The sequence below is a fragment of the Phocaeicola intestinalis genome (assembly GCF_014837065.1).
Classification (GTDB): domain Bacteria; phylum Bacteroidota; class Bacteroidia; order Bacteroidales; family Bacteroidaceae; genus Phocaeicola; species Phocaeicola intestinalis.
This window is the reverse complement of sequence record NZ_JACSPP010000036.1, coordinates 1-19,432: the sequence shown is the minus strand read 5'-3', so window position 1 is coordinate 19,432 and position 19,432 is coordinate 1. Positions and strand designations below refer to the sequence as shown.

General features: G+C 46.6%; 19 protein-coding genes. All 19 read right to left on the bottom strand.

Annotation, left to right across the window (positions count from 1 at the left end; translation table 11 throughout):
* Window positions 1-3: 3 nt before the first annotated feature.
* The 19 genes from H9625_RS11330 to uxuA all read right to left on the bottom strand — a co-directional run bounded on the left by H9625_RS11330 (window position 4) and on the right by uxuA (window position 19,218).
* On the bottom strand, window positions 4-1,170 hold the full coding sequence (locus H9625_RS11330; protein WP_013617826.1) for a PP2C family protein-serine/threonine phosphatase: 1,167 nt from the start codon (window positions 1,168-1,170) through the stop codon (window positions 4-6).
* A 59-nt stretch (window positions 1,171-1,229) separates the two neighbouring features.
* Window positions 1,230-2,423, bottom strand: a complete 1,194-nt coding sequence (locus H9625_RS11325) for an MFS transporter (RefSeq protein WP_022039554.1) — start codon at window positions 2,421-2,423, stop codon at window positions 1,230-1,232.
* A gap of 415 nt (window positions 2,424-2,838) precedes the next feature.
* Window positions 2,839-4,497, bottom strand: coding sequence for a thiamine pyrophosphate-binding protein (locus tag H9625_RS11320; RefSeq protein ID WP_022039556.1), 1,659 nt, complete (start codon window positions 4,495-4,497; stop codon window positions 2,839-2,841).
* Between the two features lie 28 nt (window positions 4,498-4,525).
* Entirely contained in the window at window positions 4,526-4,765 is a 240-nt protein-coding gene (locus H9625_RS11315; protein ID WP_013617830.1) for a tautomerase family protein, read from the bottom strand.
* A 72-nt stretch (window positions 4,766-4,837) separates the two neighbouring features.
* Window positions 4,838-5,611 carry a type 1 glutamine amidotransferase domain-containing protein gene (locus H9625_RS11310; RefSeq protein WP_013617831.1) on the bottom strand — a complete coding sequence of 258 codons (774 nt, stop codon included), beginning with the start codon at window positions 5,609-5,611 and terminating at the stop codon, window positions 4,838-4,840.
* Between the two features lie 59 nt (window positions 5,612-5,670).
* Window positions 5,671-6,984 carry a hypothetical protein gene (locus H9625_RS11305; RefSeq protein WP_191764398.1) on the bottom strand — a complete coding sequence of 438 codons (1,314 nt, stop codon included), beginning with the start codon at window positions 6,982-6,984 and terminating at the stop codon, window positions 5,671-5,673.
* A 15-nt stretch (window positions 6,985-6,999) separates the two neighbouring features.
* The gene (locus H9625_RS11300) at window positions 7,000-8,487 is read right to left on the bottom strand and encodes a hypothetical protein (protein WP_191764397.1); all 1,488 of its coding nucleotides are present in this window, start codon (window positions 8,485-8,487) and stop codon (window positions 7,000-7,002) included.
* Window positions 8,488-8,520: 33 nt separating this feature from the next.
* On the bottom strand, window positions 8,521-8,862 hold the full coding sequence (locus H9625_RS11295) for a cupin domain-containing protein (RefSeq protein ID WP_013617834.1): 342 nt from the start codon (window positions 8,860-8,862) through the stop codon (window positions 8,521-8,523).
* 34 nt (window positions 8,863-8,896) lie between these two features.
* Window positions 8,897-10,192 (bottom strand): hypothetical protein, encoded by a 1,296-nt coding sequence (locus tag H9625_RS11290; RefSeq protein WP_087249704.1) that lies wholly within the window; start codon window positions 10,190-10,192, stop codon window positions 8,897-8,899.
* Window positions 10,193-11,204: 1,012 nt separating this feature from the next.
* Entirely contained in the window at window positions 11,205-11,531 is a 327-nt protein-coding gene (locus tag H9625_RS11285) for a helix-turn-helix domain-containing protein (RefSeq protein WP_087207869.1), read from the bottom strand.
* A gap of 34 nt (window positions 11,532-11,565) precedes the next feature.
* The gene (gene bioD, locus H9625_RS11280; protein WP_087207867.1) at window positions 11,566-12,213 is read right to left on the bottom strand and encodes a dethiobiotin synthase; all 648 of its coding nucleotides are present in this window, start codon (window positions 12,211-12,213) and stop codon (window positions 11,566-11,568) included.
* A 20-nt stretch (window positions 12,214-12,233) separates the two neighbouring features.
* Entirely contained in the window at window positions 12,234-12,986 is a 753-nt protein-coding gene (gene bioC / locus H9625_RS11275; RefSeq protein ID WP_191764396.1) for a malonyl-ACP O-methyltransferase BioC, read from the bottom strand.
* Complete coding sequence (locus H9625_RS11270) at window positions 12,971-13,636, bottom strand: DUF452 family protein (RefSeq protein ID WP_191764395.1); 666 nt, start codon at window positions 13,634-13,636, stop codon at window positions 12,971-12,973. The genes bioC and H9625_RS11270 overlap by 16 nt, the downstream gene beginning before the upstream one ends.
* Before the next feature lie 8 nt (window positions 13,637-13,644).
* Window positions 13,645-13,866 carry a hypothetical protein gene (locus tag H9625_RS11265; RefSeq protein WP_191764394.1) on the bottom strand — a complete coding sequence of 74 codons (222 nt, stop codon included), beginning with the start codon at window positions 13,864-13,866 and terminating at the stop codon, window positions 13,645-13,647.
* A 68-nt stretch (window positions 13,867-13,934) separates the two neighbouring features.
* Window positions 13,935-15,107 (bottom strand): 8-amino-7-oxononanoate synthase, encoded by a 1,173-nt coding sequence (locus H9625_RS11260; RefSeq protein WP_191764393.1) that lies wholly within the window; start codon window positions 15,105-15,107, stop codon window positions 13,935-13,937.
* A gap of 79 nt (window positions 15,108-15,186) precedes the next feature.
* On the bottom strand, window positions 15,187-16,470 hold the full coding sequence (bioA, locus tag H9625_RS11255) for an adenosylmethionine--8-amino-7-oxononanoate transaminase (RefSeq protein ID WP_191764392.1): 1,284 nt from the start codon (window positions 16,468-16,470) through the stop codon (window positions 15,187-15,189).
* A complete protein-coding gene (gene bioB / locus H9625_RS11250) occupies window positions 16,460-17,416 on the bottom strand; it encodes a biotin synthase BioB (RefSeq protein WP_191764391.1) in 957 nt (318 codons plus the stop codon). Before bioB ends, bioA begins: the two co-directional genes overlap by 11 nt.
* 33 nt (window positions 17,417-17,449) lie before the next feature.
* A complete protein-coding gene (locus tag H9625_RS11245) occupies window positions 17,450-17,929 on the bottom strand; it encodes a hypothetical protein (protein WP_191764390.1) in 480 nt (159 codons plus the stop codon).
* A 95-nt stretch (window positions 17,930-18,024) separates the two neighbouring features.
* Entirely contained in the window at window positions 18,025-19,218 is a 1,194-nt protein-coding gene (gene uxuA, locus H9625_RS11240; protein WP_191764388.1) for a mannonate dehydratase, read from the bottom strand.
* Between the last annotated feature and the right edge of the window lie 214 nt (window positions 19,219-19,432).

Here is a 19,432-nt window from a genome sequence, read left to right as displayed (position 1 = left end):
GTGTTATTTCAATCGTTTCAATATCAACATCGTAATGTCATCGCTTTGAGGTTCGTTCCCAACAAAATCCTTCAAGTCTTCCAAAATAGCTTCCGCTATTTCTTCGCTCCCTGCACCCGGTACACTCTTCAAGGTTTTCTCTAATCCGCTTTCCGAAAACATTTCCCGGTTTTCATTAAAGGCTTCTGTCACGCCATCGGTGTAGAGAATCAACGTGTCTCCCGGCTCCAAAGTCAAGCTCGAATTTGTATAGACAAAATCATCAAATACGCCTACGATGAAATTCTTGGAAAGCGGTAATGGTTCTACGGTATTATTCTTACGCAATAAATACGGAGGATTGTGCCCTGCATTCGTATAGTCCACCTCGCCGGTCTTGATATTGTAAATACCATAAAAGACCGTTACAAACATCGAGTCAAGACTTTCGTTACACAACAATTTATTAGCATAATTGATGCATTCATGAGAAGGGACTCCCCTGATGCCTGTAGCACGAATCAACGTCCGGCTTACTGCCATAAACAAGGATGCCGGGACACCTTTCCCCGATACATCGGCTATTACAAAGCCGATTCGTTCTTCGTCTATCTGGAAAAAGTCGTAGAAATCTCCACCCACATCTTTCGCCGGAGTCATTGAGGCATAAATGTCAACAACATCAGCCAACTTAGGGAATGGCGGAAATTTACGAGGCAATATAGCCTGCTGAATCTCACCAGCCACCGCTAAATCATTTTTAATAGACTCCAACTGATCATGTTCATTCTGCGATTCTCTGACAAAATTTATTTGCTCAATCGCCTTTTCTATCGTGCGTGACAAATCATCCAAATCAATCGGTTTAGTAGCGAAATCAAATGCACCGTTGTTCATCGCCGAACGGATGTTGTCCATATCGCCGTATGCCGACACCATAATGCATTTCAATGCCGGATTCCTCATCTCGTTGATGCGGGTCAACAAAGTAAGCCCATCCATTTCGGGCATATTGATATCACTCAAAATAATATCAAAGTCTTTCTTTTCCAACACCAATTGCAAGGCTTCCAAACCATTATGCGCAAAGGTGAACTCGTATTCACCCTTGCGGATTTTCCGACGAAAATACTGGGTCAACAGTATTTCCAAGTCCTGTTCATCGTCTACGCTTAAAATTTTAATTGCCATATCTTATTCATTCTAATAATTTATACCTTTAAATTCTTTCTACCTCACTTCGTAAATATTCAATTTTCTAGTGGTTTTTTCGGCAAAGTATGAGCAAATGCCACCACCAAAAAACCGATTATCACAGAAGTAACGGCACACACAATAAAACGCATTCTACCAGAACCATCCATCGAATTATCTACAAACAAGTCCGTATAAAGCGGAGACACAAATTGTCCCACTTGAGCCACCGACATGATAATAGCTACTCCTAAAGTCCGCTGGCGCGGAGTGACAATGCGCGGCAAGAAAAGAGAAATGGGAGGCAAAGCGAAGCCGCCGCCAAGCCCCACGACCAAACATCCTGCCATCAAGACGCCATACGAATGAGAGCAAGCGATAATGACATATCCTGCCGCCATTATCACCGTGGCAAAAGGCATGGTCCAGTCCTTCAGATTCCGCATAATCCAAGCCAGCAACACACCGGCAATAATCGCCGGGATACGCATCAGAGAAAGCGCATAGCCACACTCTTTCGCATTGCCGATACCCTCCACGTCCATAAACAACGCCAAGTCGGTATTTATCACAAAGTAACAAGCAAATATCATCATGGCAAAAAACGCTAAAACAAATATCTTCTTATTCATTCCCGTTTTCTTGCCTGCACCACCTGCTGCATTTTTGGGGGAAGCCAACGGTGGAATAGAAGGCATAAACAAAGTGGTCAATACGATTGATATAACCACAAAGGCGTAACACAAGAACGAATAACGCCACGAAATACTTGCCAACACACCCGACAAACTCATAAAAAGCAAACCGCCCAACTGGTTAAAAGAGCCTTGTAAGCCCAAAAGCTTGCTACGTTTATTGGTATCCGGAGCAAAATCAAATATCAGTGAAGTGGATAAAGGAGTCATAATGCCTAGACCTATTCCGAAAAACAAACGCATTAACAACAAAAGCCGGAAATCGTTCACAAAACCTCCAGCCACACCAAATACAAGAAAAAGTATCATCCCGGTAAGCAAAAGCTTTTTCTTGTCTATCTTAGCGGTAAGACGCGCGGAAAACAATCCTATCGGCATCATTATCAACGTAGGCAAGGTTAAAACCAACTTGGCTTGTGTTTCCGAAATATGCGGGAATGCATCCCGTATAGCAGCCAAGGCAGGAGATACTGCCGTAGGTGCCATAATAGTAAGCACAGATACCGATAAAATAGACGGTATCAACATTTTCGAATATTTCTTTGTCTCTTCCATTTTTATATTCAATTATCCTCCCATTTTTTATAAGAACATGCGGACAGGCTTGCCTACAGTCACACTCAAGCGCAGATAATTCACCACGCCTCCTATATACGAAGGCTTATCCGCATTGTAACGACAAAGCATCATTGATAAACAACTTTCTGCCAAACACATGTGCCGATGATGAACCGGCATTATCATTCAGGAAAGATATGGTAGAATAAATATTTGTCCGATCCGGCAAAAGAATTTTCCGTGCCATGCATGTCCGTATTCAACCTGAGCAATGATGTGCAAAATGAATATATACTTCATAAGCAATTCCAGTTAACTGCTACAGCCCACGAAAATAACTGACTTGGCAAAGTCAGTATATATTCATTTTGCACATCATTGCTCCGGTTCATTACGGACATGCATTTTTTATTTATACCCTTCCCAAACTGAAAGGCGGATACACTTCACTATCTACCAACACATCAATAATGCAAGGCTTGTTCAACGCGATGGCATCCTGCAACGCCGGCAAGAATTCTTCCAATTTTTCTACCCTATATCCTTTCGCTCCACATGCTTCGGCATACTTCACAAAATCCGGGTTCTCAAACTGCATATATGCCTCGTCATTATACATATTCAGCAAGAACTTCTTGATGATATTAAATTCACTGTTATTGAATATAATCCAAATAACAGGAATGTTATATTGCACTGCAGTCATCAATTCGAATCCTGCCATCTGATAGCATCCATCACCCACGCCTGCAATCACCACTTTATCCGGATTAGCGCATTTCACTCCCAAGCAGCCGTTCGTATGGCTTGCCATAGGTCCGAAACTTCCCGGATTCTGATAGCGCTGATTCTTATTCAACTGCAAATAACAGCTCAACCACAACATGTGCGAACCGGCATCACCCATTACAATGGCATTGTCTGGCAGATTCTGAGACAAGACACGGACGATATCTCCCGGAAAAATCCGTTGGGCATCTGTATGCACCGGTTCCTCATAATAATGCCCGTTGGGCAATGCACCGATTTGCAAGGAGGGCAAATCACGTTTCTCCAATAAAGGCAATAACTCCTGAAGTGCCAATTTGATATCGCTTACCACCGCTACATCAGCTTTATACACTTTATTGATTTCAGCCGGATCAATATTCACATGAATCAACTGTTTATTCGCATATAAATCCGGTTGGAATGAGAATGTAGCATTTTGAGCGAACGAATTTCCCATCGCGAGCACGACTTCCGCCTCCTGAAAATACGTATTAGCCGCCTTGTCACCCGATGTCCCATACATGCCTAAACACAAAGGATGATTCTCCGGCAATAATCCTTTGGCATCCATTGTCTGGACAAACGGTATTTGATACCTTTCTATTAATTGGAGCAATTCGCCGGATGCCTCACTACGCACGCAACCATAACCAATCATCGCCAGCACTTTCTTATTCTTACTGATTGCATCAGCCAATGCATCCGCCGCTTTTTGCAGAGCTTCTTCCGTTGCCTTAACCGCTTTTACACGGATGTTAATCGGACGGAAATTGGTTACTTCTGCCGTAGTCACATCTTTCGGTATATGGATATGCACCGGTCCCGGACGCCCGTCGAATGCTGTATTTATAGCGTCTTCCAAGATATCACACGTATCTTCTGCCCGCTCCAATACATACGATTTTTTAGTCGTAGCCGAAAACATCACCTGCGAATCAGGCGTACGGCTCAATCCTGTAGATTCGTTCAACGCACCTTTTCCCCGTTGTCCCATTGAAGTATATCCTGTTATAGCCAATATGGGCAACGAATCGGATAATGCTACCGCCATGCCTGAGAACAAATTAAACGCACCCGGACCTCCCGTCGCAAAGCACACACCCAAATTATTCGGGTTAAACATAGTGTAGCCACATGCCATGAACGACGCCGCCTGCTCATTGCGGATAATAACGGTCTTTATTTTTTTCGAATCGCGCAGAGCCAACAACATAGAGGCGTTTACCTGTCCGCTCCCTCCAAATACATAGCTCACGCCGATATCTTCCAGTGCTTTTACGATGGTTTGGTTTACATCCATAATAAATCCTTTTTATTATATGTTAGTTTTATTTCTGTTTATCAGCCCACTCATCCTCGTTAAACTTTGCTTTCGCGCTTTTAGGAGGATTCTCAGAAAATAATTTTCCGCCTGTAGCTGCCTCGTTCAAACCGTATCCGTTAAAAAAAAGATAAATACGGTCTTTGGGCACTCCGCTTACTTCGGAAAAGGTAGAGATGAACTTATCGGCTACAATCTTCTTTTGCTCGTCGGTCATCTCAATGCTATGAATTATTATTGCCGGCATTTTGCTTTTGGATTTAAAAAAGGAATAAGTCATGTGCGGAATTAACCCCACACATGACTCTCCTTATAATTATTATTTAAGAGAATTCAACACTTTCACAATCATATCACCATACGCGATAGATGATTCTACCGAAGTACCGGTAATAAACGGATGATCGTAATAAACTTGCGGGTCTTCACGACTTGCATTGATACGTGCTATACAAGCGCCGTTAGGACCTACTGCGTCACGAACCAAATCTTCGATAGGCCACAAGAATCCCGGAGTAATCACATTCGTACCGCAGTTATCAGGAGTTGCACCATACAATTCGTATGACATAGCCATACCCGGACCATAGAAATCCCATGCACGAGGATGAGCACAAATCTTCTTGCCATACACAATCGACTTATAATCATTTTCCGGGTCGCGGAGGAATACCAATGTAGAAACGGCATAGCACAATGCAGCCACAATCTTACCGCTCTTATAAGCATCCATAATCAGCTTATGCAATTCCCAGCAATTACACATATCCAACATAGCACCCGGACCGCCAGTCAAAGCAATCGCATCATAATCAGCCATGTTTACTTCTGAGAATTTCAACGGATGTGCCCATTCTTCACCATCTACCAATTCCTTGCAGCGGTCGCAAACTTCTTTCGGATTAGTCTTGATATTCTGTACACCGTCTACAAAATCAGGGTCTACACTGATTTGGAAAGGAAGCGGCTTCTTTCCTTGCGGAGTAGCCAAAGTCACTTCAAAACCAGCTTTCTTACATGCATCCCACGGAGCCTGCAATTCCTCACCCCATGAACCATAATTCGTTGCAATAATTAAAACTTTCTTTGCCATAATCTCAATAGGTATTTAAAATTAAACATACAGGGGAAAAACCTGCTTTTTTAACACTCTTATTTTGTAATAACCAATTTATCCGCATTCAGAACTTGGAAGGTATCGCCACGTTGCATCGCCTCGTCACGCTGATAAACCAAGCTTTCAGCTTTTACATCCGGCACGGCATTATCTCCCGTCAGTGTCAAACGAGTATGCGCGAAATCAAAGATTCCGCTATTGCAGACAAACAAATCTTTCGTTTCTGTAAAGTTCCGGGCTTCCGTATGCCATTCGCCTATCTCTACATGATACGGAAAATCTTTAGCCGACTGAGCGTTTACGCCCACTTCCGCTACCAGAAAATCATAGGGACCCGACTTTGACACCGTAATCGAGCCGGTATTTTCCATGCGATGAATATGTTCTTCCTTGCCTACCATCTCGCTATAGATACCGAACGCAACCGCCTTCGGAGTAGAAGCCTCGCTTCCTTCCAAATGAATCTTCACCGTACCCTTATTGACCAAAGGAGGAACAAGCTGGGTATTCGGCAATGAATGTTCATAAAAAGCACATGCCAAAGGATAAGATTGGTACAAGAACGACACCTTATTAACAATGAAATGCGCACGCGAAACAATATCAATATCTCCGGCATTAATCAAATGCGTATTGGCAAAACGGGCTATCGTCATGATTCTTCCTGTCGAATTGATTCGGATAGAACCATAATTGGCAATCGTTCCGCCAATACCTGTTGTAGCCAACACACGGACGGTAGAAGCCTTCTCGACATCCACATTGATTTTCCCGTTATTGATGATGGTCACATTATTGACCGGAAGAGCGATGACACGAGTCTGTGTATCGAATGAACCGTTACCCAACAATTCGATAGTCCCATTATTGATAACCGTCGAATTCTCACCCGCCAACAACGTTTCTCCATATACAGCCGTTTCCAAATCCTTCTCCTGATCGAAATAAATCCGGATAATTCCCTCGTTGATAATGGTCGAATCCTTACCGGCAGCCATGGCAAAACATTTCACGAAACGATATGTTCCGTTCGGGTCATCAGGCGTAGCTTTTACTTGCGCCTTATAAGCGTCAACAATGTCATGCATATGTATCTCGATGACGCCTTCATTTATCAAAGTCGCATTCGGAGCCAAACGCTGCTGTCCCGGATTTTCTTCATCATCCATCAATGCCGCCAAAGCATACAGAACAATATTACGCCCCTTAAGCACTTTACCGGCGGCAATCGCCTGCTCAGTAATATCCGCTACATTACCTGCCTCTGGCTTAGTGATAACCAGATGTTCACGGTTGACATAATACCCTGCGCTCCCTACACGAACACTTTTTTCTACTATATTTTCCATATTCTATTTTCTGTTTTATTTGTCAGACAAAGACACTTGATTATTTTCTTTATCCCATGTCAGATTAACATTACTTTCATCAGCTGCTTTTATGTCAAAGTTTTCATATCCGGAATATTCATAACGGAACATCGTTTTTCCTCCATTATAAAGCAATGCTTCCGGAGCTACACTGTAAGAAGTTCCGTCCACATAATCTTCTCCTTTCTTCAGCAGCAATTCTCCTCCGCCAAAATCCATATTGACACCTTGACCGTAAAACAAATCCTGAGTTTGGGAAAAATCGCGTAACGTCGTATTCCAACGTCCCAGCTTAATGCAGCAAGCTGCTTCTCTTACCGCAGGACGAGTAATGAATCCAGCCTCTGCCATTCTGAAATCTACCGGACCGCTTTGCGACACTTCGATGCTTCCATCATTGATGACATTCACCTGCAAATCTTCCCCTCCGGCACCCATCAAGTCACAATACATGCCATAACCTTGACTTACCGAATTAGAGCGTTCACTTCCTTCAATGGCAATGCTGATACGGCCTCGGTTCACCAAAGAAGGCATCTGCGTACGTCCGCCCGACAAAGGGTCGTACATCGCACAAACGACAGGATTCTCAGCGTTGCCCACAGCGGTATATCCTTCAGGAAGGTCAACCATGGTCAAGTCAACCACACCATTGTTTATCAAATTAGAATCCTCGTAACGGGTCATGCAAAGTATATAACCAGGCAACCGCATCTGCATCGTACCATCGTTTATCACATTCGATTTAGTACCGCCCGTAGTAATCATACGCGCGTCTTCACACATATCCAATTCTGCGGTCATGACACCGTTATTGAATGCGGAAATGCTATTGCCGAATGTTGCCATACCACGCAAACGGGTAGCTACAGAACCGTTTCCATAAAAATGAATTTCGCCGTTATTAATCATCGATGAGTTTCCGCCTCCGTTCATTCCCATGACATAAATCGTAGAAGTCACAGACGGATCATGGTCAAAATACACATTGATGACCCCTTCATTAATAATCGTACTATTCGTTCCGACAAACATGGCGATCAAACGAAGATAAGTATAAGGACGTTCCGGGTCATCCGGAGTCTGAATCTGGTCCTTATATCGTTCCACTAAGTCTTTGGTATGAATGGTAATGGTTCCCCGATTGATAAGCACTACATCCTCTACCGTATTCAACGTATCCATTGCAAGCATCCCGCCATTATCCGTAAAGTTAATGCCAGCCATAGCGCAACAATTAAGCGTTGTCTCCGTCACACGGCCACTTGTCGTCAGAATAGTGGAAGTCATTTCGAATACCACATCGTCCTCGCTCACCCCCAAGACAATATCTTTCGTATTGACCACCGTAGCACCCGACTCGCCCGTTATCAATATTTCTTCCTCTTCTTCCGGAACGAATGCAGGCTCTTCATCCTCCGAGCAAGACGATATGGCAAACAACAATATGCCCCAAAACCATAATCCAATAAATTTTTTCATCGAGAATCAACTGTTTTGGTCCGATACTCATGCTTATTTATCCCACGGAAAAACCGTCTTGACTGGAGCGAACACATCAATGGCTTCTGTCTCACCGATAGCTACAAAACCATGAGGCACATCTGCGGGAACCAAATAAGCATCACCTTCTTTCAGTTCGTATTCCTTATCGCCAATCGTAAGGCGGAAACCACCCTTGATGACATATCCGAATTGTTCCTGCGGATGCGTATGCATACCTACCACACTTTGGTCAGACATATTCCAGTGCAATACATTCAGATTCTTGCCCATGGCGAAATCTTGACGGATTACACCTTTACCCATATCTACTTTTTCTACTTCTTTGTGATTAATCACCATCTTGTTGTCCATAATTTTCTGCATTTTAATTGTATAACATAAATTCTTACTTACTGATTATACATGTGTCACCCCGATGCAAAGCAACAGGAAGCTGATAAACCAATTCAGATACATCAGGCCGTACACCTCCATCCTCCAATATTAAGTTTAGCTCCGACAAGTCAAAACACGCACTTTGGCACACGAACAAGTCGTGTGTCTGCGAGAAGTCACGGCTGTGCGTTTTCCACGTACCGATTTTCAACTTCACCGGATTGTCTTCTTTCAACTGCATGTTCACGCCCAATTCTCCCGTTACATAATTCACAGGCCCTTCTTGAGTTACTTCCACTGTCCCTTCATTGGAAACGAAACGAACCGGAGTTTCCCCATTATCTTTATTTTCCATCTGATAATAAAATCCGAAAGCAATCGCATCAGGACCAGAAGCTTTGCTACCTATCAAATGCACCTTAATCACTCCCCTATTGACTATCGGACTCGGCAATAAAGCACCCGGACGGAAATGCTCATACATACCCGTGGCCATTGGCGGGAAATTAAATAAATAAGGAATCTTTCCTTCAATCAAAGTGGCCAATGAAGTAACATAAATTTCACCGTCATTAAGCATTTGTGTACCTGTCACGCTTCCCATCGTCATCACACGTCCGGCCACACGCACTTCAATACGCCCTTTATTCCAAAGCGAACCATACATACCGGCTGTATGTAACACACGGGTTTGGAAAGCACGTTCCACATCTACCGTAATCAGTCCTTCATTCACCACATGCAAATGGTCGGCTACACCTCCTACACCACGCACCAATGCTTGCCAGGAACCATTGCCATAGAAATGAATTTCGCCTTTATTAACCAACATTGAATCAGCTTCCGCCCACATGGCACAACAATACATCGTAGTCTCGGCATCAGCATCATGATCCATATAGACATTAATGACACCTTCGTTTATCAATACCGAATTTGCGCCGGCAGCCATTGCATACCCACGCAAGGCATCTACCTGATAAGCATCCCCACACCGCTGTGCATTCCGAATATGAGCAGCATACAATTCTTTGAAATGAATGTCAATGACACCTTTATTTATAAGAGTAGCATTCGGAGCCAACATCATATCTCCTGGCGAAGAAGGATCTTCCGTCAATGCCACCAATCCACAAATCACATTATTCTGCAGCTTCCGGCTGACATTGAATTGTGCTCCGGCGGCATAACGGTAAATAAACAGATTCTGTTCCGAGGCATCTTCTATGCTTAAATGAAGTTCATTGACAGCATAAGCTCCTTCTCCAACTATCATCGCCTGAGGTGATACGATATTTTGTTTCATATCCGATTCCTGTTTTATTCAATTCATAAAATTATTTTTAGCAATAAGCCCACATTACTCAAATGCATTTCAAAACTAGCACAAATCAAAAACTTAACCAATCTCCGACTTCTATATCTTATATCAAAAAGTCCGGAAAGATGTATCAAAAGCCTATTAGCACAGTATCAAAATATCCTAAATGAATATCAAAAAGTCTATTTACCACTACTTGCCAGTGATTTACAACAGCCTGCAACATGCAATATATAATACATCACTTTTTCAGATTACATTTTAAACCTATTTTGTCTGAACACAAAATTCACCCATTAAATAAGAAATAAAATGTATCTTATGGGCGTAAATATACTTATTATTTTATCAAAATGCAATCTTTTTAATGTATATTCATCATATTAAGAACAAAGTTAGTCAGTACAAGTTAACATGCCCTACAAAGCAGGCTAGAAAAGTTTCATGAAAATCACCACTATGTCTCACGAAAATCACATCAGGAAAGCAATAAACTGATTATCAAAAGATCTCTCCTTTCAGAAACTGTTTTGAATTAATCAAAGAATCAAAACAGTTAAAGTTGCTGATTGGGTCATATTATCAATCCAAACGGTATCTTTTTATAGTTTCCATCTCAAAACCGTACGTTCTCCAATTGAAAACCGTACGTTCTCGATATGAAAACTGTACGGTTTCCATATGGAGAACGTAAAAAGAAGACAGTTTGAAACAGATACTAAACCTTTCAATCATACATTGATTTGTATCTGTCCAACAAACTTATCGGAGAAATTAAGTTCCTATGTTTGTAATGTACAAGGTATCCGTCACCTCTTTAAACGGATGTTTCCGGTTCCTCGCTTGCGGTTCTAAAATCTTTGGTATAACTTGCCACTGTTTTTCAATCAGGTCGGGTGGATAGTGTGTCATTCCTGTGTCTTTCCGTGTTTTCTGTGTTCCATTAAAATGTACAATTTCATACCGCGTGAAGTATAAATCAATTCAAAACAGTTCCTTATTTTTCCTCGTCCAACGAAAGTTCTCTGCTTCTAAATTCAGAAGGCTTCATGCCATACCGCTTATGGAACTGGATATTAAAAGCTCCTTTAGACATTTGAGCTTCTTTGGCGATTGCGTCCAACGTCCACTGGGGTTGCTCACGCATTAAGCGGACAGCATAATCAAGGCGGCAATTTTGTATGTACTGGGAAAAGCTGCAACCGGCAAACACCTTAAACAAAACCGCAAACTTATTGGCTGGGACATGAATCTCTTTCAACAATTCCTTCTTGTTAAATCCCGGACACAGATACAGCCGGCGGCTCATGATTTCATAACTCACACGATCGTATAATGCACGGTCTCTTTCCCTTTACTCACTCCGGAATATACGGCACCACTTCCAGACGCGCCTCCGGATATTTCTCCTTCAGCAAATGCCGGATATACTCCTCCGTGTCTTGGCGAATCAGTGCATCATCTTCTTCGGGGAAAAGGTTATAAACCAGCGTATGCAGACGGATGCCCCGCCGGTCTGCCGCCTCCAGGCTCAGCAACAAATGGTTGATGCTCCCCAGCCTGCCCGAGGTAACAAACACCAACGGATAATGATGCCGGGCAATGTAATCAATGGTCAGCAAATCGCGGGTCAAAGGCACCATCAGCCCTCCCGCTCCCTCCAGCAACACGGCGTCATAGCGTCCGCTCAGCGTTTGCGTAGCCCGCTCTATCTTATCGAAATCAATCGGGCGGCGGTCTATCTCCGCCGCCAAGTGCGGCGAACAGGGATAACTGAATATCTCGGGCATCGTCAGCCGCTCGTCGTCTTCGCGGAGCCAGCCCGTGCCCATCAGCCGGCGGTGCAACGCAATGTCTTCCGATACGTCTTCATTACCCGTCTGTACAAGCTTTTGCGTAATGGTGCGGATGCCTGCTTCGTTCCACTTCCGCGCCAGATAACCCGTGGCATAACTCTTGCCGATATTGGTATCAATACCACTTACAAAATACACATTGTCTTTCATCTTTCGTTCTTTTAGTTCTTTTAGTTCATTTTACATACTATATAAATAGGATGATACGTCAGCGGAACCGTCCCGTCGGGAGCGGCATAACGTCCGGCATAACGCATACTGAAGTCCGCCAACTTCTCCCGTGTCCAATGGCAGGGGCGGATGCCTGTCACACCCGTATCTTTCAGGTGTCTCAGCACGTCCAGCGGAGTCGGGAAAGAAAGCTGCACACACGCTTCTGATGCATGGACGATGTGATATGCCTCGGATAGTGCCACCTTCAGTTCGTCCAACGGACGGTAAGGAAGCCCGGCATCCGTCAGCGCACGGATTTCTTCGGCATTGTGGGGACCGAAGGTGCTGAAGGCAAGATAACCACGGCCGGACAACAGCTTGCGGCATCCCAACAAGAAACGTTCGGGCGCATCGAACCACTGCAACGCCGAGCACGACATAATCAAATTCTGGCCGGAAGGGAAATCAAGCGCCTCGGCATCCTTTGCCACAAAACTTACCTGCCCGCCCAGCAAGTCGGCGAAATAAGGTTCTACTTCAGGACAAAGGTCGTTCAGCACCAGCCGCTCCGGACACCAACGGTGCAAATAGGCACGGGTGAACAATCCGGTTCCGCACCCGATTTCGAGTACCCGGCGATGCGAGTCCGGCGACACATACCGCCCTATCAGGTCTGCCATACGCAAAGCAATGTCGCGTTGCACAAATGCCTGACGCGGATAACTGCCCGAAGCCTTGGCAAAACGATGACGGATCAGTGCCTTGTCCATACAGCCTCCTCTCCCGAAAGCAGGCGGTCGAACAATGCGCCGCCGTAATGCGCCACGTCTTTTTCAATGACCGCAGTCCCCCTCCACGCCTCGCGCTGGTTGGCAGGAGGAAAGATTTTATCGCCCGTCCCGACGATTGCCTTGTCCCATACGAAAGGAGCGGACGGACGGCGCACGTACTGCTCTAACGCCTGCAACTCTTCGTGCAGTTCCGGTACCGGACGGTAAGGCGCGTGCGACAGAAATTCTTTCACCTGCTCCGCCGTCCCGCAAATGCGCCGGCGGAAACGTACCAACGCCGCATCCGAAAAGTTCTCCAGCGTAGCGCGGAAGATAGCTTCGGGGATTCCCTTCCGGTCATCTATCGGGAAGGGCGTACCGCCTACGGCAAGCCTCATCTGCCACGGATAATCCTTGCCTGTCAAGACTTGTCCGGCAACCCACACGCCCATCGACCAAGCCAGCAGGCGGATTTCGCGATAACCGTCCAGCAGCGAATAGTCGAAATCCAACGTGCGGTAATCGAAACACAACAGATAATCGTACCCGTCTTCCACCGGACGGCTGAACAGGTGTTCGTCACTTCCCCACCCTGCAAAGAAAAGCAGCAGCCGGGGATTGTTTTCTTTCTTTATAAATCGTTGTTCCATATCTAAAATCATTTTATTTTATCAGCCGAGCCCTTGGAAATGCTGCCAAAAGCTGTTTTCATATCAGCCGAGCCCTTGGAAGTGTTGCCAACGATCGTTTTCATATCTGCCGAAGCCTCGGAAATGCTGCCAACGATCGTTTTCATATCAACTGAGGCCTCGGAAGTGTTGCCAACGACCGTTTTCATATCAACCGAAGCCTCGGAAGTGTTGCCAACGATCGTTTTCATATCAGCCGAGACCTTGGAAATGCTGCCAAAAGCTATTGCAAATCCGGCGTGACATAAAACCCCGAAATCTAAGTTCCCCCTTCGGAGGAAATTGAGGGGGCTTCAATGGCTTCTACCAACCGTTCCACCTCTGCTTCGGGCAATGCCGCCGTGAGCGACAGGCGCAGGCGCGAGGTGCCTTCGGGAACCGTGGGCGGACGGACGGGGAGGACATAAAACCCGTTCCGTTGCATCTCCGCCGCCTTGAGGACAGCCTTTTCGCTCTCGCCCACCACCAACGGGACGATGTGACTCTCCGAAGGACAAGGATAACCCGCCCGGCGGACTGCTCCGCGCACTTTTTCCGCCATCGAAGCCAGCCGGACGCGGCGGTCTTCCCACCCGTCCAGCCGCGAAAAAACGAATTTGGTCCACGCCACGTTGAGCGGCGGAAGCGCCGTGGTAAAGATAAGCGTCCGCATCCGGTTGACCAAATAATCGTGCATCAAACGGCTGCACACTACGTATGCCCCAACCGAAGCCAGCGCCTTGCCGAACGTGCCGCACAAGAAATCAATGTCCGCCAGACACCCCTGCTCTTCGGCTATGCCCAGCCCGTGCCTGCCCCGCACGCCGACGGCATGTGCCTCATCGACGTAAAGCATCACATTCGGATAAGCCTTCTTCAGCTCCGCCAGTGCGGCAAGCGGAGCCACATCGCCGTCCATGCTGAACACGCTTTCGGTCACGATGATAAGCCTATCGAAAGCGGCATGATGTTTCTCCACCAGGCTCTGCAACTGCCCGTAATCCTGATGGCGGTAACGGATGCACCGCGCCGCCGACAAGCGGATGCCGTCTATCAGGCTGGCGTGCACCAGCTTGTCGGCAAGTATCAGCGTATGCCCATCCGCCACAGCGGGCAGGATGCCCGTATTCAGGTGATAACCGCTGCTGAACGTCAAGGCACTTTCACGCCCGAACCGTCCGGCAAGCAATGCTTCCAATTCGCGGTGCACCGCAAAATTGCCCGTCAGCAGACGGGAAGAGGAAGCCGAAAGCAGGCGGTCTCTCTCCGGCACACTGCGGAGAAACTCCTTCTGCAAGTCTCTGTCGGAAGCCAGCCCCAAATAATCGTTCGACGCAACGTTCAGCATCCGCCGTCCGTCTTGCCCAATCCATACCCCGTCGTGTTCCGCTTCGGGCAAGGTGCGCAGGTTGCCTTCCCGCGCCAATGCGTATAAAGTCTGTTCTTCTTGCATATTGCTTTGTTTTTTCACCACAGATTACACAGATTAATTAAATAAAAAATTTTTATTAATCTGTGTAATCTGTGGTGAATTATATCTCGCCCACTATCTTCACCAGCCCCGAAGTGAGCTTCGTCAGTTCATCGGGACGGATGACAAACGGCGGCATTATATAAACCAATTTACCGAAAGGACGAACCCAGATGCCTTCCTCCACAAAGCGTCGTTGCATCCATGCCATGTCCACCTCCCGCTTCGTTTCAATCACTCCGATGGCTCCCAAGACCCGCACATCCGCCACTTGCGGAAGCATACGGGCAGGCTCCAACTCCCTGCGCAGTTGCGCCTCGATGCGCTCCACTTTCTCCTGCCAGCCATACGACAACAACAGGTCAATCGAAGCGCACGCCACCGAGCAAGCCAACGGATTGCCCATAAACGTAGGACCGTGCATAAACACACGAGGCTCGCACGATGAAATGCCTTCTGCCACTCTTGCATTGGCAAGCACCGCCGAAAACGTCATATATCCTCCGGTCAGCGCCTTGCCGATGCACATAATGTCCGGCTCTACGCCGGCATGTTCCCAGGCGAACAGTTTTCCGGTACGCCCGAAACCGGTGGCTATCTCGTCGAAAAGCAACAGGACACCGTATTCACGGCACAGCTTCGCCGCCTCGCGCAGGTATTGCGGATGATAGAAACGCATGCCGCCCGCACCCTGTACAACAGGTTCCAGTATCAGTCCTGCCAGTTCTTCGTGATGCTTTTCCATAATCTCCCGCAACGGAAGGATATCGCTTTCGTCCCACTCGCCTCCGAAACGGCTTTCGGGAGCCGGCGCGAACCAGCGTACCGGCAATGCCGGACCAAACAGGCTGTGCATCCCCGTCACCGGGTCGCACACCGACATGGCATTCCACGTATCTCCATGATATCCCGAACGGATGGTCACAAAATTACTCTTTCCGGGATGTCCCATCGCATATTGGTATTGCACCGCCATTTTCAGCGCAACCTCTACAGCCACCGAACCGCTGTCGGCATAAAAGATGTGCCGCATCGAGGGCGGAACTATCTGCAACAGCTTCTTGCCTAAGGCAATAGCTGGCTCATGAGTCAAGCCGCCGAACATTACGTGTGCCATGTCTTTCAATTGCCTTTCGACAGCTTCATTCAGTTCGGGACGGTTGTATCCGTGCACGGCGCACCACCACGAAGACATGCCGTCTATCAGCCGAGTACCGTCCGCCAATGTTATCACGCATCCTTCCGCCCGCTTCACCTGATAGGCAGGCAACGGGTCGACCGCCGATGTGTAAGGATGCCACAAATGGTCGCGGTCGAACTTATCAACAAGTTTATCAACATTCATAACCTGCATTTTTTATCCGTTCTACATCTTCTTGTACCTTCGAACCCAGCGTGGTAAGCAAATCGCCCACAATCGCCGAATTAATCCCGGCATACAACGCACGGCGCACGCATGCCTCACTTAACCTTGAACGCCCTCCGGCAAAGCGCAGATAAGCTTCGGGATTTACCAGCCGGAACATTGCCACCGTGCGCAATACCTCTTCTTCCGATAAAGGAGCGACTTTTTCCAACGGCGTCCCTTTTATCGGCTGCAACAGGTTAAGTGGAATAGACTGTATATCCAACCCGTGCAACGTAAAAGCCAATTCCACCCGATGACGCATCGTCTCGCCCATCCCGATGATGCCTCCGCTGCACACTTCCATCCCTATGCGGCGCGCCGCCCGGATGGTCTCTATTTTCTCTGCCTGCGTATGGGTGGTGCAGAGATTCCCGAAATAAGAAGGCGCCGTCTCCAGGTTGCAATGATAACGGGTAACGCCCGCCTCATGTAAGGCACGCAACTGAGCCTCATCGGCAAGCCCCAACGAAGCGCATAAATGTATCCCACTATGCATACGCAAATAAGCGAAACGCTCGCACAAAACCTTTATCTCCTTATCCGAAGGACGCTTGCCGCTGGTCACCAGCGAGAAACGGTTCACGCCTTGCGCTTCATTCAACCGGGCATGACGAAGGCATTCTTCTTCCGACACCAGACCATATACCTGCACGCCCGTATCATAATACGCAGACTGGGCACACCATTTACAATTCTCCGGACACCGTCCCGATTTCGCATTGATAATGGAACACATATCAAACTTCCGTGAAGCACACCTCACCGTAATCCGATGTGCCGCCTCACACAACACGTCCAACGGGGTTTCTTCGGCAACCCTCAGCACCTCATCGGGCTGAAGCGGCTTCCCTTCGTAAACAGCTTTCTCAATTCTTTCTATCATTTGAGCTTATAAGTCTTTAGGTTGAAACGCAGATTAGCGCAGATTTTCGCAAATAAAAAAATAATTATATCTGCGAAAATCTGCGCTAATCTGCGTTTCAAAAAACATTAAAAGCGGAATGAGAGAAACCCGCTTGCGAGCCTTTCTCATTCCGCTTCCTATATTATATAAAGGTATATAACGCTCCGGACAAACAACAGATTTACCCGAAACCGATACCACTCTCTGCATCAAGACCAGAAACAATACGGCATTCACAACCTGAGATGCGGACACTAAGATTCCTCCGCCCCCGTCATCTACAGCACCTTCCGCCATTCTCTCGTCAACGGACGTTCTCTGTTCCCGGTTCTCAGAAAAAGATTTGTTCTTGCTCAATGCAGCATCGGCAATGCTCCGGCATACATGCCCGATTGTCACAACAATGCGCAGACTCACGAACACGGCATACCCTTTCCGGCTCCACCGACGGAACCGGATACTGCCTGCCTTATGTGAACAAACCTTCTTCATGTTTTTACGTTCACCACAGATTACACAGATTAATTAAATTATTATTCTTAAATTTCATCTAATTAATCTGTGTAATCTGTGGTGAAAAACAAATATCAATATTCCACTTTAATATTCCGTTTCATTTCGTCTTCCACTACAGCCATCATGCCTTCTACCTGCGCCAAAGCCAACATACGGCCATGGAACGAATAGCCGGCATTGTAGCCTTTGTCTTCATCGCCCAACATCGTGCGCCCATGGTCTACACGCATCGGAAGCCCCGGCTTTATTTGTTCGAAAATACGAATCAAGTCGATTACATGACCACGACCTTCCAAGTGCGAACTTTCGATAAAATTGCCGCCCGGCATAGCCGCCGTACTGCGCAGATGTACAAAATGCGTACGCGAAGCAAACTTCTTCGCCAATTCACGCGTATCGTTATGCTCGCCTGCACTGAGCGAACCGGCACAGAAAGTCAAGCCGTTATGCGGATTGTCTACGGCGTTCAAGAACCAGGCAATGTCTTCTTCATTGGTCACGATACGTGGCAAGCCCAAGATTTGGAACGGAGGGTCATCGGGGTGCACACACATATTCACGCCATACTCCTCGCATACCGGCATAATGGCAGCCAGGAAGTAACGCATATTCTCACGCAAAGCGGCACGGTCGATTCCGTCATACAAAGCCAGCAGGTTGCGGAAGATTGCCACCGGATTCTTGTCGCCTTCCTTGATGTTACCGTTTACGAATCCCTGCGTCTTCACGATAATCGAGTCAATCAGTTCGTCTTTCTCGGCTTCGGTAATCACCTTGTCCAGTTCAGCCACCTTGCGCAGTTCTTCTTCCGTATAGTCCGCCTCGGCACCTTTGCGTTTCAGAATCATCGTATCGAAATAAGCGAAACGTACGCGGTCGAAATACAACGAACTGGAACCGTCTGCCCACGGATGCTGCAAGTCGGTACGCACCCAGTCGATGACCGGCATAAAATTATAACATACCGTCTTTACACCGCATTTGCCCAGATTGGCAAGGCTCACCTTATAGTTTTCAATCAGCTGGTCGCGTTCCGAACCGGCATATTTGATAGCCTCGCACACCGGCAAGCTTTCCACTACCGACCATCTCAACCCGTACGATTCGATGTACGACTTCAAGTCATTAATAGCCTCCTCGGTCCATATATCACCGTTGGGCACTTCATGAAGTGCTGTCACAATACCTTCTACGCCGATTTGGCGCAACATGGGAAGCGTAATCTTATCTTTCTTCCCAAACCATCTCCAAGTTTTTTCCATCATATATACGAGTTCTTGAGTTTTTAAGTTCGTAAGTTTTATCAGTTCTTTGAAAAAAAACAGCGAAAGTTATCAAGAATATTCCAAATTGACAAATTTCTGAAGTAATATTTAAAAAGTATCAGCCTGTGCTTCTGTTTAGGCAGAGTCAACCAGCGAGTGCAACATTACGAAATATTTTTGAAAAAGACCTCAGCCGGAGTCGAGAAATTGAGTT

Bases quoted from the DNA above. Each gene is read 5' to 3' on its own strand.
- H9625_RS11330 (WP_013617826.1), bottom strand. From the start codon at position 1,170: ATGGCAATTAAAATTTTAAGCGTAGACGATGAACAGGACTTGGAAATA.
- H9625_RS11325 (WP_022039554.1), bottom strand. From the start codon at position 2,423: ATGGAAGAGACAAAGAAATATTCGAAAATGTTGATACCGTCTATTTTA.
- H9625_RS11320 (WP_022039556.1), bottom strand. From the start codon at position 4,497: ATGGATGTAAACCAAACCATCGTAAAAGCACTGGAAGATATCGGCGTG.
- H9625_RS11315 (WP_013617830.1), bottom strand. From the start codon at position 4,765: ATGCCGGCAATAATAATTCATAGCATTGAGATGACCGACGAGCAAAAG.
- H9625_RS11310 (WP_013617831.1), bottom strand. From the start codon at position 5,611: ATGGCAAAGAAAGTTTTAATTATTGCAACGAATTATGGTTCATGGGGT.
- H9625_RS11305 (WP_191764398.1), bottom strand. From the start codon at position 6,984: ATGGAAAATATAGTAGAAAAAAGTGTTCGTGTAGGGAGCGCAGGGTAT.
- H9625_RS11300 (WP_191764397.1), bottom strand. From the start codon at position 8,487: ATGAAAAAATTTATTGGATTATGGTTTTGGGGCATATTGTTGTTTGCC.
- H9625_RS11295 (WP_013617834.1), bottom strand. From the start codon at position 8,862: ATGGACAACAAGATGGTGATTAATCACAAAGAAGTAGAAAAAGTAGAT.
- H9625_RS11290 (WP_087249704.1), bottom strand. From the start codon at position 10,192: ATGAAACAAAATATCGTATCACCTCAGGCGATGATAGTTGGAGAAGGA.
- bioD (WP_087207867.1), bottom strand. From the start codon at position 12,213: ATGAAAGACAATGTGTATTTTGTAAGTGGTATTGATACCAATATCGGC.
- bioC (WP_191764396.1), bottom strand. From the start codon at position 12,986: ATGGACAAGGCACTGATCCGTCATCGTTTTGCCAAGGCTTCGGGCAGT.
- H9625_RS11270 (WP_191764395.1), bottom strand. From the start codon at position 13,636: ATGGAACAACGATTTATAAAGAAAGAAAACAATCCCCGGCTGCTGCTT.
- H9625_RS11265 (WP_191764394.1), bottom strand. From the start codon at position 13,866: ATGAAAACGATCGTTGGCAACACTTCCGAGGCTTCGGTTGATATGAAA.
- H9625_RS11260 (WP_191764393.1), bottom strand. From the start codon at position 15,107: ATGCAAGAAGAACAGACTTTATACGCATTGGCGCGGGAAGGCAACCTG.
- bioA (WP_191764392.1), bottom strand. From the start codon at position 16,470: ATGAATGTTGATAAACTTGTTGATAAGTTCGACCGCGACCATTTGTGG.
- bioB (WP_191764391.1), bottom strand. From the start codon at position 17,416: ATGATAGAAAGAATTGAGAAAGCTGTTTACGAAGGGAAGCCGCTTCAG.
- H9625_RS11245 (WP_191764390.1), bottom strand. From the start codon at position 17,929: ATGAAGAAGGTTTGTTCACATAAGGCAGGCAGTATCCGGTTCCGTCGG.
- uxuA (WP_191764388.1), bottom strand. From the start codon at position 19,218: ATGATGGAAAAAACTTGGAGATGGTTTGGGAAGAAAGATAAGATTACG.